General features: G+C 48.7%; 6 protein-coding genes. 4 read left to right on the top strand and 2 right to left on the bottom strand.

The window, feature by feature from the left end; all coding sequences use genetic code 11:
- Positions 1-26: 26 nt before the first annotated feature.
- On the bottom strand, positions 27-185 hold the full coding sequence (locus K7B07_RS01690) for a hypothetical protein (RefSeq protein WP_223706886.1): 159 nt from the start codon (positions 183-185) through the stop codon (positions 27-29).
- 9 nt (positions 186-194) lie between these two features.
- The gene (locus K7B07_RS01685) at positions 195-746 is read right to left on the bottom strand and encodes a DUF6934 family protein (RefSeq protein WP_223706884.1); all 552 of its coding nucleotides are present in this window, start codon (positions 744-746) and stop codon (positions 195-197) included.
- 594 nt (positions 747-1,340) lie between these two features.
- Here K7B07_RS01685 and K7B07_RS01680 point away from each other — a divergent pair.
- The 4 genes from K7B07_RS01680 (at position 1,341) to K7B07_RS01665 (ending at position 12,456) form a co-directional block, all read left to right on the top strand.
- The gene (locus K7B07_RS01680) at positions 1,341-4,100 is read left to right on the top strand and encodes a sugar-binding domain-containing protein (protein ID WP_223706882.1); all 2,760 of its coding nucleotides are present in this window, start codon (positions 1,341-1,343) and stop codon (positions 4,098-4,100) included.
- 198 nt (positions 4,101-4,298) lie between these two features.
- Positions 4,299-5,636, top strand: a complete 1,338-nt coding sequence (locus K7B07_RS01675) for a sugar porter family MFS transporter (protein WP_223706880.1) — start codon at positions 4,299-4,301, stop codon at positions 5,634-5,636.
- Between the two features lie 45 nt (positions 5,637-5,681).
- Complete coding sequence (locus K7B07_RS01670; protein WP_223706878.1) at positions 5,682-8,990, top strand: DUF5107 domain-containing protein; 3,309 nt, start codon at positions 5,682-5,684, stop codon at positions 8,988-8,990.
- Between the two features lie 379 nt (positions 8,991-9,369).
- On the top strand, positions 9,370-12,456 hold the full coding sequence (locus K7B07_RS01665) for a DUF5107 domain-containing protein (protein WP_223706877.1): 3,087 nt from the start codon (positions 9,370-9,372) through the stop codon (positions 12,454-12,456).
- Positions 12,457-12,475 lie beyond the last annotated feature (19 nt).

Genomic DNA, 12,475 nt, shown 5'->3' with positions numbered 1-12,475 from the left:
TTTAAAATTTATTTTACACTTTTGTTTTATACAGATACAGTTTTTACTTTTTGCAGATAGTTTTTTGCATCCTCCACTTTTTTGGTAAATAAAACCTTGCCTTTAAGTTTAGCAGCAACTAAAGACAAGAGCCCGGCTTCGGTTACCTTCACCATCTTTTTTGATTCTGTCTTTTTAGTTTTCATACTGTAAAGTTATATCTTTTTTTGAAAAATGAATACAGAATCGTATGTTTTATAACGTTCATAAGGCTCTAACAAAATGTGCTGTGCCTGGTCTTTTTTGCCTCCAAAGAAGTGATATTCAGTTGTTAATGCTTCGTAATGCTTATTGATGTACCCACGGTATATGGTGATTCTTCTGTTATGATTTTTGCATTCGTTCAGGCATTTTTTCCTGCACGTTAGTCTGCAATGCTCAGGAAACTCCGGTCTTCCGTCGCTGCCCTGCACCATTAGAATGCTGCCATCATAGCTTTTAAAGAAACCGGGAATGGTGCTTAAAATGGTATTAAACACTTTATAAGCATCTCCATTATTAGTGTTGATATGATCAATGATAACATCGTTATCTAGATCATAATCATCAAAGCCAAGGTTATATACATTTCTGCCGTTTAACTTTTGTACAAATGCATACTGAACCACTTTTACAACATCCTGCCTGCCTTTGCTTATAAAAAAGAACTTAAGATTGAGAATAGATTTATCCTCCTGCAGTTCGTAAATATCTTTTAAATGACTCATCTGGTGTATAGGTTTTGAGCAACGATTTTTGATGTTCTGCCGGTTTGTTTTGCTAATATACTCATTTTTCAATAGTTGAAAATCGTGTTTCGGGTGTTGTATAAACCTGCATAGGGGGCAGGAGGGGCCTGTAACTCATGCCGGCGTTTTATTGGCCATGCCTGCGGCACTCTGATGTTCTGTAGCATGTTTGTTCTCCGGAATAATCCGAACGTTCGGATCCGGAGTTGTTAAGAAAGCCCAGGCCGATGGCCTTATATAAAAGTAGTTTAAGTAGGCTTACTAAACGGTAACTCCCTGTCCCACCAGTCGCTGCGCTCCACAACCAGCTGCCCTGTATTGAGGTGCCAAAGAGTGCGACGCAAGACCGCCGCCATAAGCATTGCAGTCGGGACAATAAAAAAAGCAGGTAGCTCAACCAGCCCAACCGCATTCAGCATCAGAAAATCTATCTTTTTCCGAAGATTAGCTATTGAAAATACAACAGGTCAGTGCTATGTTTGATCATAAATTTGCGGGGTATGCTTGCCGGAGTCGGCCCTGGGTCCCGTACAGTTAAAGAAACTTTGTAGTGCGATGAAAAAACAAATGAGTATGTTATTACCAACAACGATGCGAACCTTTTTAGCATACCTTTTTCTTTTTTGCGTGGCGCAGGTAAATGCGCAGCAGGATATTTCCCTGGCCGGCACATGGAACGTAAGGCTGGATAAGGAGGATCGCGGGATAGGAGCAGCATGGTTTAAGAAGGACGAGGGACAGGCCATACAACTACCCGGCACGCTGGATGATGCCGGTATCGGTGAAAAGATAAAGCAGGACACGAACGTGATGAATAAGGACGTGATGCTTATGCTCACCCGTAAGCATTCGTATATAGGACCGGCCTGGTACAGCAAGCGGGTGGTGATACCCGCAGGGTGGAAGGATAAGCAGATCCGGTTGTACCTGGAGCGTGTGATCTGGAATACCCGGGTTTGGGTAGATGGCAAAGAGGCAGGAACCGATGAAAGCCTGAGTACACCCCATGTATTCGAGCTGAGCAACTACCTTACCCCCGGAACACACCTGTTAACGATCCGCATCGACAACCGCAAGCAACATGATATCTCAGTAAGGGATATGGCGCATGCCTATACGGATGGAACGCAGATCATCTGGAACGGTGTTATCGGTGCCATAAAATTGAGTGCCCATAACCGGCTTTCTGTAGGTATGGTACAAACGTATCCGGATGTGACACAAAAACGGGTAGGCCTGAAAATAAAATTGGAGAATCATAATGCCGGTATTCAGAAAGCCGTTTTAAAAACAACCGTATTCCTGGGAGGCAAACAGGTGGCTGTCCGCAACATGCCGGTTACGGTGGCACCCGGGTCATCCGGTAATGAGATGGAATTATCCCTGGGTAATAACGCAAAACTGTGGGATGAATTTGATCCGCAGTTATACAGGGTAGAAGTGGCGTTGCAAACCACCACCGGAAAATTGCTGGACCGGAAGGAAACCCGCTTTGGGTTAAGGGCCATGACCAACGATCAGCAAACCCTTCGTATGAATGGCCGTCCGGTGTTTTTAAGAGGCACGCTGGAATGCAATATTTTTCCATTGACCGGGCACCCGCCGATGACGCATGAGGGCTGGCTGAAAGTATTCCGGGCTGCTAAAAGCTATGGATTGAACCACCTGCGTTTTCACTCCTGGTGTCCGCCACAGGCGGCTTTTGAAGTGGCCGATTCTATGGGCTTTTACCTGCAGGTGGAGCTGCCGTTCTGGAACCTGCATGCCGGTGAGGATGCGGCCACCAACCGGTTCCTGGAAAGTGAGGCCGCAAGGATCAGTGAAACTTATGGCAACCACCCGTCATTTTGCCTCTTGTCCCTGGGAAATGAATTGCAGGGCGATTTTAACTGGTTGCATGGATTGCTGACCAAAATGAAGCAAAGAGACAAGCGGCATTTATATACCACCACCACGTTCACGTTTGAGAAGGATCATGGCCGCTGGCCGGAGCCGGGAGATGATTTTTTCATTACCCAGTATACCAAAAAAGGATGGGTAAGAGGGCAGGGGGTGTTTAATGACCATACACCGGATTTTTCCACCGATTACACTGCAGCCGTTGAAGGCGCTGCTGTGCCCCTCATCACCCACGAGATCGGACAGTATTCTGTTTACCCGAATCTGAAAGAGATTGGCAAATATACCGGTGTGCTGGATCCGCTGAATTTTAAAGCCGTGCGCAATGATCTCCGTAAAAAGAACCTGTTGCAGCTGGCCGATTCTTTTACACTGGCCAGCGGCATCTTTGCTGCGCAGCTGTATAAGGAGGAAATGGAACGTGCGTTAAAAACAAATGGCATCAGCGGATACCAGTTGCTGGACCTGCACGATTTTCCCGGTCAGGGTACGGCGCTGGTGGGCATCCTGGATGCATTCTGGGACAGTAAGCAACTGGTAACCCCGCAACAGCACCGGATGTACAGCTCGGAAGTAGTACCCTTGCTCCGGTTTAGTAAGGCGGCATACACGAACGATGAAACCTTCAGCGTTGCGGCGGCGATCGCTAATTTTAGCTCCGGTACCCTGAAACGGGCGTTGCCGCAACTCACCATTAAAGACCGCTCCGGGAAAGTGCTGTTCAAAAAAGACTGGCCCGCGGCCGACCTGCCGGTGGGCAATGGCAGCCGGATCGGCGAAGCACAGTTTGTTTTAAATGGAATAAAGAAAGCAGCAATGCTTACTATAGAATTGGAGTTGAAAGGCACCGCGTATAAAAACCAATGGCGGATATGGGTATACCCGGCAACGGTTGAGGATAATGCGGACAATATAGCCTTTACGCGTTCTTTTTCCGAAGCTCAAAAATTACTGGAGGAAGGAAAGAGCGTATTGTTGAACCCGGATACATCCGCGCTGAAAGGCGTTAACGGTCGCTTTGCCCCGGTGTTCTGGAGCCCGGTACACTTCCCGGATCAGCCGGGTACCATGGGTATCCTGTGTAACCCGCAGCATCCGGCCCTGCAACAGTTCCCTACCGCATTTCACAGCGACTGGCAGTGGTGGGACCTGATCACTTCTTCAAAAACGATGATCATCGATTCCTTACCGGCAATGACACCGGTGGTACGGGTGATCGATAATTTTTTTAAGAACCGGAAAATGGCCAATGTGATCGAAGCGCGCGTGGGAAAAGGAAAGCTGCTGATGACCTCCATGAATATTACAGACCGGTTGGATCAGCGGCCGGCAGCACGTCAGTTGCGTTACAGTTTATTACAGTATATGAACAGTGTGCAATTTGTGCCGCAAACGGCATTGAGGCAGGATCAGCTACTGTTGCTGAAAAAATAAAATGGTTACTTTTTTTTCGTTAATGGGGCTTGCAAAAGGTAAGATATATAGTGCGATTGGTATGCGGCCCGGATCCTGCCTGTTCACCAGAGCAGGTGCACAACGCCTTCTTCATAAGATCATCCTTTTTTTTCATAAGGATATCCATTCTATTTACCTTTTTATGTGCGCATCTTTGTGTTTCTAAATCGCTTCTGTATGCAAAGTCAGTATCAGTTTAATACTTCCTATATCATCGGCATTTCGTTTATTTCTGCATTGGGCGGCTACCTTTTTGGGTTCGACTTTGCAGTGATCGCCGGGGCACTTCCGTTCTTAAAGGAGCAATTCGGTTTTAACGAGGTGCAGGAAGGGTTTGCAACAGCATCGCTGGCATTGGGATGTATTGCAGGATGTTTGCTGGCCGGCAGGCTCTCCGACCGCTGGGGCCGCCGGAAGGGGCTGATGCTGGCAGCGGCCGTGTTCTTTGTTTCTTCTCTGGCGATGGCCTTTTCACACAATAGTGGCCTGTTCATAGCGGCCCGTTTTGCTGCAGGGATCGGAGTGGGGATGGCGTCCGTCCTGTCGCCTATGTACATCGCGGAAGTGGCGCCAACGAATATGCGTGGCCGGATGGTGGCCATCAACCAGCTGACCATCGTGATCGGGATTTTTATTACCAACCTGGTAAATTATAGTCTGCGGAATGAAGGGGCGGATGCCTGGCGCTGGATGGTAGGATTGGGAGCCGTTCCATCCGCGCTTTTTTTAATAGGTGTTTGCTGGCTGCCCGAAAGTCCCCGCTGGCTGGCCAAGGCCGGGAATTTTTCCCTTGCAGAAAAAATATTAAAAAAGATCGGCGGCGGGGATTATGCGGTGCACACGCTGGAAGCGATCCGCAGATCGGTTGCCGGTGATATGGTGGTGCGTTATAAAGATGTATTCCAGCGGTCCATCTTCCCGGTAGTGCTGATCGGTATTGGCCTGGCAGTATTCCAGCAGCTCTGCGGTATCAACGTAGTCTTTAACTACACCGCAAATATTTTTGAAAGCGTCGGCTTTAGTCAGGATGACCAATTGAAACAAACCGTGTTTATCGGGTTGGTGAATATGATCTGTACCCTGGTGGCGATGTGGCAGGTGGATAAACTGGGACGCCGGCCACTGATGTTGCTGGGGTCCGTCGGACTGACATTGTTGTACCTGATAAGCGCAACCTTGCTGAAACAGAAATCTGCCGCTGCTTCCTGGTCGCTGCTGGCCGCGATCGGACTGTATGCAATGACGCTCGCACCGGTTACCTGGGTACTCATTTCGGAGATATTTCCCAACAAAGTAAGAGGAGCTGCTACCTCCATTGCAGTGCTGGCCCTCTGGGCTTCCTATGCGGTACTGACCTTTACCTTTCCGATACTGGCAAAAAACCTGGGGACCTACACGCCTTTTTATATCTACGCGGGTGTCTGTGTGCTCGGCTTTTTGTTTTTGAAATTCCGGGTGAAGGAAACCAAAGGAAAATCACTGGAAGAAATGGATACCGTTTTTTCCGGGCATTAATCATAACAACTAAAATTAATTTTCTACAATCATAAAAAGAAGACTATGGAAGTGCATGCTTGGCAGGAAGTGGTTAAGATTCCTACCTATAAAACCGGACACCCCGACAAGAATCCTATGTTCCTGGAAAAACGCGTGTATCAGGGAAGCAGTGGCGTGGTATATCCTTACAAGGTGATCGATAAAGTATACGATGAAAAAGAGGAGAAGGAATGGACCGCTTTATACCTGGAGAACGACTATCTGAAGGTGATGATCCTTCCGGAGCTGGGCGGGCGGATACAGATGGCCTACGATAAAACCAATGATTATCATTTTGTATATCATAATAAGGTCATCAAACCGGCGCTGGTGGGCCTGCTGGGTCCCTGGATCAGCGGCGGTATCGAGTTTAACTGGCCGCAACACCACCGTCCTACCACGTTTGATGCAACCGACTTTCAGATCATTGAAAATAAAAACGGCAGCAAGACGGTATGGGTAAACGAATATGAGCAGCTATTCGGCACCAAGTGTGCGCTGGGTTTTACCCTGTATCCCGATAAAGCCTATATTGAGCTGGAAGCAAAATTGTATAATCGTACACCGTTCCCGCAGACCTTTTTGTGGTGGGCCAACCCTGCGGTTGCTGTGGATGAACATTACCAGAGTGTATTTCCCCCGGATGTAAATGCCGTTTTTGATCATGGCAAAAGGGATGTAAGTTCCTTTCCCATTGCAACGGGTACCTACTATAAAGTAGATTATGCACCCGGTACCGATATTTCGATCTATACCAATATACCGGTACCTACCTCTTATATGGCGGTGAACAGTGCTTTCAATTTTGTGGGAGGATACCACCATCAGAAAAAGGCAGGGCTCATGCACGTGGCCGATCATCATGTGAGTCCGGGTAAAAAACAATGGACCTGGGGCTGTGGTGAATTTGGTAAGGCCTGGGATCGTCAGCTTACAGATGAAGATGGCCCTTACTTTGAACTGATGTGCGGCGTGTACACCGATAACCAGCCGGATTTCAGCTGGATCATGCCCAATGAAGTAAGAACATTCAAGCAATACTTCATGCCCTATAAGAACATCGGGTATGTAAAGAATGCTTCTATAGATGCGATGGTGAACCTGGAAACCACGGAACAGGCGGCTACAGTACAGGCATACGTAACGCAGGAACGGACGGTGACGATACGGCTGATACAGGAAGGGCAGGAGCTGTTTGCAGATACTGTTGTGTTATCCCCCCTTAAAAGTTTTGAAAAGCAGATCAAGATTGCTCAGTTTGAAGCCCGGCAGCTGACAGCAGAAGTGCTGGATGAGAACGGCAAATTGCTGATCGCCTACACACCTGTAGAACGCAATACGGATGCCATACCGGATCCTGCAAAGCCCATACTGCGGCCGGAAGCGCTTTCCACTACCGAAGAACTTTATCTTGCGGGTCTGCATCTGGAGCAGTACCGGCATGCTACGTATTCACCGTTGGATTATTACCAGGAAGCGTTGCGAAGAGATGCAACGGATGTACGCTGCAACAATGCAATGGGACTCTGGTACCTGCGCCGCGGTCAGTTTGAAACGGCGGAACCCTATCTGCGTGCGGCGGTGGAAAAGCTTACGGCGAAGAACCCCAACCCTTATGACGGTGAACCCCTGTATAACCTGGGTCTTTGTCTGCGATACCTGCATCGGCTGGAAGAAGCAAAGACCTGGCTGTATAAAAGCACCTGGAATGCCGCAATGCAGGATAACGCCTACCTGCAACTGGCATACATTAGTGCGCTTCAGAACGACTGGGAGGCCTGCGCGGAGTTTGCTGAAAAATCTGTTTTAAAAAATTATCACAGTCTGAAAGCGCGTCATATAAAGGCTGTGGCACTGCGGCAATTGCAACGGACAACGGATGCCGCGGCTTTACTGGAGGAAACACTGATCATAGATGGATTTGATTTTGCCGCCCGGTTTGAATGGTGGCGGCACCTGCAACAGCAGGGAAATACGGCGGCGGCAGAACAGGAGCTACAGCAACTTCAACAGCAGATGCGTAACCGTTCCTATTCTTTTATAGAAATGGCCTTACAATATGCCGCTGCAGGTCTGTACGAAGATGCGATAACATTTTTATCATTGACGGCAGATCATACAACGGATCCGTTGGTGTATTATTACCTGGGCTATTTCAGCCACCGGTCTGGGAACAGTGAACAGACGGGCGTATGGTTACAAAAGGCGTTCGGGATGGACCCGGATGGTGTGTTTCCCAACCGTATAGAAGACATAAAAGTGCTGAAAACAGCTACGGAACTGCATCCCGGAGACTACAAAGTCCTGTATTATTTGGGTAATTTTTATTACGGGAAAAGGTTGTACGATCCGGCCCGCAGCTGCTGGGAGCAATCGCTGGCCATCAATCCGGATTTTGCTACCACGAACCGGAACCTGGGAATTGCCTATTACAATAAGTTTGATAAAAAAGAAGAAGCGCTCTACCTGTTCCAGAAAGCATTTGATGCGGACCCGTCTGATTCGAGGGTGTTGTTTGAACTGGATCAGTTAAAGAAACGGTTTAATATCGATCCCGAGTCCAGGCTGTCCTATTTAAACCAGTATTCCGTACAGGTAAGAGAACGCGATGATCTGTATATTGAATACATCGGGCTGCATTCCCTGCTGGGCAGGTTTGAAGAAGCCGGCCAGTTGCTGAAAGCCCGTAATTTTCATCCCTGGGAAGGTGGCGAGGGCAAAACTTCCGGTCAGCACATGCTGATCCATGTGGAACGCGCCAAACAGTCGCTGGCAAAGAATGACCTGGACGATGCAGGAAGTCTGCTGCATAAGGCGCAGGAATACCCGGAAAACCTGGGAGAAGGAAAATTATACGGTGCACAGGAAAATGACATCAACTACTGGCTGGGATGTGTGGAGGAAGCCGGGGGCAACATGCCTGCCGCAAAGATCTACTGGGAAAAAGCAGTGGTGGGTCTTTCGGAACCCACACCGGCCATCTATTATAACGACCAGCAGCCGGATAAGATCTTCTACCAGGGAATGGCATTGCAGAAATTGGGAAGGAGCGGGGAAGCGGCGCAGCGGTTCCGCAACCTGATCCGGTACGGCGAAACACACCTGGAGGATACGGTGACCATCGACTTTTTTGCCGTGTCGCTGCCGGACCTGATGATCTTTGATGATGACCTGGACCTGCGCAACAGGATCCATTGCTGCTATCTGATGGGACTGGGTTATCTGGGACTGGGCGACGCCGCAAAGGCAGATCAATACCTGGGGCAGGTGCTGGAACTGGATCCGGCGCACACCGGTGCCATTATACACCGCAGCCTGATGCCGGTATCCTGAGCTTGTTGAACGCTTTAATGAATGATAGCCCGGATTTATTGATAAATCCGGGCTTTTTTTTTGGCACCTGCAGCTGCCTGCCGGGAAATGCGATCCGGTTTTGTAAAGACCGGGCTTTCCCTGCTGATTTTACGGGTAGGTACCCGTAAGTAAAAAAGACGTATTTTGTGTATGCATTGCTGTAGAAAAACTGCCGGGAATACAGGGAACAGGAAACTGCGGTACAGCAGGCCTGGTAACAAGAAAATAATACGGAGGCAGGGAGTGATCAGCAGCGTGGTGAAGCTGCTGGGAAGGAGGCATCAGCGAATGGGGTCCGAAGACAAACGGTTGCATAAACAGTACCCGGCAGGATTAAGTAAATTCGAAAAAAAGATACATGAAAAGAGATTGCTTCTGTATGATAGTGCTGGTGTTTTTGAGCCTGCAGCTGGCAGCACAAAAAAACGCAGTCATCACAGAATTTAAAAAGGAGTATGTCACTTACCCGTTTTCAGATCCGAACCCCGTTCCTTCTTTTGGCAAAATTTATCCCTACTTCCGGTTTGACGGGTTTACGGCCACATCCATCCGCAAAAAATGGAAGGTGGTACAGCTGGAAAACGACTTCATACGTATAGAAGTATTTCCGGAGATCGGGGGCAAGGTATGGTCGGCCTACGACAAGGTACACAAACGGTACTTTCTCTACAACAATAATGTGGTAAAGTTCCGGGATATCGCCATGCGTGGTCCCTGGACGAGTGGTGGTGTTGAATTTAACTACGGCATTATCGGGCACACACCGAATACGGCCACGCCTGTTGATTACAAACTTGAAACGGGTGTGGACGGGAGCGTGCGCTGCATTATCGGATGCCTGGAAATGCTTACCCGTACCCGCTGGAACGTGGAGATAAAGCTGGAAAAGGATAAAGCGTTTTTTACAACCCGTTCGTTCTGGTTCAATGCCACCGCCACAGAACAGCCGTATTATCAATGGTCCAATTCGGCAGTCTATGCTAAAAATGACCTGCAGCTTATCTATCCCGGCACTGCTGCTATCGGTCACTCCGGGGATGTCGTTCAATGGCCTTACGATTCTGTTGCCGGTAAAGCGGTGGATCAATGGAAGGAAAATAATTACGGCGGCTCCAAATCCTTTCATATCATTAATAGCGGCAAACCGTATTTTGGTGCGCATTGGAAGGATGAAGATTTCGGAATGCTGCATTATACTGCCGGCGACGAAAAACTGGGCAGGAAAATGTTCTCCTGGGCATTAAGCGACCAGGGTGATATCTGGAAAGAGCTGCTCACCGATAAGGACGGACAGTACGTGGAGATGCAGAGTGGCCGGCTATTCAATCAGAATTCCATACCCAGCAGTTTAACACCTTTTAAACAGACGCAGTTCATTCCTTATGGCACCGATCAATGGACCGAATACTGGTATCCGTTCGCCGGAACGCGTGGTGTTACGGATGCGAACGTGCTCGGCGTTGCAGGGATCAGTGGTGCGGAGCTGCGCCTATCTCCCCTGGCTTTTGTAAAAGACACCTTGTATATACGCGATCGTAACGGTTCCCTCCTGTTTGCACAATGGGCAGAACTGCAGCCCCTGGCTACAAAAATCTTTCAGACCGGTCTGTCTGCCGCTCAGTGGAAAGAGGCTGCAATCTACCTGGCAGGACAGGTATGGACGGTGGATGATAAAGCACTGCAACGACCGCTTACGGCACCTGCCGACTTTAACTGGGATACTGAATATGGCTTGTACGTATATGCACGGGACCTGGCGGGACTAAAGAATTACCCGGAAGCGGAAGTAAAAGTCAGGCAGGCACTTGATAAGAATAAAAATTATGTTCCTGCGCTGGCTTTGTTGTCGCAGCTGCTGTATAGCCGGATGCAATACGATTCGGCGTTTGATATTGCAAAACGGGCGCTGAGTGTAGATACCTATGATGCAGCGGCCAACTATTATTATGCATTGGCGGCGCTTAAAACAAACCGGATCAATGATGCGATCGACGGGTTCAATGTTGCGGCGCTCACTTCTGCTTTCAGGAGTGCAGCCTGTGCCGGGTTGAGCAGGATCTTTTTTATACAGAAAGACTATACCCGGTCATTGGAGTATGCGGAAAAATCGTTGCTTAATAACCGGCAGAATATGGAAGCGCTGCAGTTGCAATACCTGGTCAACCGGATAAAGGGAAATGAAAATGCGGCGGTCGAAAAAATGATCCGGGAGGCCGAGCCGCTTAATATGTTCCTGTTGTTTGAAAACCATCGCAGGAACGAAGGCGCTGCCACTGTAAAAGCACTGGAGGCTCCTGTTCAGAACGAATTCCCGTCACAAACCTACCTGGAGCTGGCGATCTGGTATTACCAGCTGGGTTGCGTGGAAGAAGCAACGCAATTGCTGTCCCTTGCGCCGGATAACAACGAAATACAATACTGGCGGGCGTATTTAAACCGTGATCAACCTGCAGGAGCGAACTTTCTGAAGCAGGCCGTTGACGCGGATCCCGGGTTCGTATTCCCGTTCCGGGAGGAGTCGAAGCCGGTGTTCGACTGGGCAATTGCGCAGACAAAAAACTGGAAGCCCGTCTACCTGCTGGCATTGCTACAGCTGTCGAAGAACAACCGTAATGAAGCGCGTCGATTGCTGAATGGAATAACGGACGTACAGGGGTTTGCTCCTTTCTATATCGTACGGGCTTCGATGCATGAAGACACGGCATTGCAGGAACAGGACCTGCAACAGGCGATGAAGGCAGATAACGGATGGCGGTATAAAAATTACCTTACACGCTATTATCTTGCTGCCGGGGCCTATAAAAAAGCATTGGAGGTGATCCGGCCGTATTGTCAGAAGCATCCGGAAGATTATATAAACGGGATGCTATATGTGCGCGCGCTGATACGGAACAACCATTATGAGCAGGCTGATGAGGTGTTGGGAAAGTTGCGGATCCTGCCTTTTGAAGGAGCCGGAGAAGGAAGGAGGCTGTATGAAGAAATAAAGCTGATGCGGGCATTGGACGCCCTGGGACGAAAAAAGTATACTTCTGCACTTGGATATATAGATGCGGCCATGCAATGGCCCCGAACTATGGGTGTGGGTAAACCCTATGAGGCCCTTGTGGATAACAGGCTGGAGCAGTTTTTTAAAGGCATTACGCAAATCGCAATGAAAAACAAGCCGAAAGGAAGCGAACTGCTGCAGGAAATGGCCGGTACTGACAAAGCGGTGAATGCAACGGGTACACTGGCACAGGTAGCAGCGTTGGCATGGCTGAACCGGAAAGAGGCGGCGGAAACCCTTTTTGAAAAATGGACTTCCGGTCAGAAGAAAACAGAACTGGTTAACTGGGGGAAACGCTTTTTGAATGCACCGTTGGAACCGGAAAAGTTGGATACCGATTTATACAGGCAATTGGTAAAACGGATCACGGAAACGGAGGATAAACGATTATTTTAATATGAAAAATAGCAATACT

The sequence above is a fragment of the Niabella beijingensis genome (assembly GCF_020034665.1).
GTDB classification, from domain to species: Bacteria; Bacteroidota; Bacteroidia; order Chitinophagales; family Chitinophagaceae; genus Niabella; species Niabella beijingensis.
Note: the sequence above shows the minus strand (reverse complement) of the source record. Positions and strands in the feature narration are given on the sequence as shown.

Excerpts from the sequence above, each read along its gene's own strand:
- K7B07_RS01665 (WP_223706877.1), top strand. The coding sequence starts at position 9,370 with ATGAAAAGAGATTGCTTCTGTATGATAGTGCTGGTGTTTTTGAGCCTG.
- K7B07_RS01670 (WP_223706878.1), top strand. The coding sequence starts at position 5,682 with ATGGAAGTGCATGCTTGGCAGGAAGTGGTTAAGATTCCTACCTATAAA.
- K7B07_RS01675 (WP_223706880.1), top strand. The coding sequence starts at position 4,299 with ATGCAAAGTCAGTATCAGTTTAATACTTCCTATATCATCGGCATTTCG.
- K7B07_RS01685 (WP_223706884.1), bottom strand. The coding sequence starts at position 746 with ATGAGTCATTTAAAAGATATTTACGAACTGCAGGAGGATAAATCTATT.
- K7B07_RS01690 (WP_223706886.1), bottom strand. The coding sequence starts at position 185 with ATGAAAACTAAAAAGACAGAATCAAAAAAGATGGTGAAGGTAACCGAA.
- K7B07_RS01680 (WP_223706882.1), top strand. The coding sequence starts at position 1,341 with ATGTTATTACCAACAACGATGCGAACCTTTTTAGCATACCTTTTTCTT.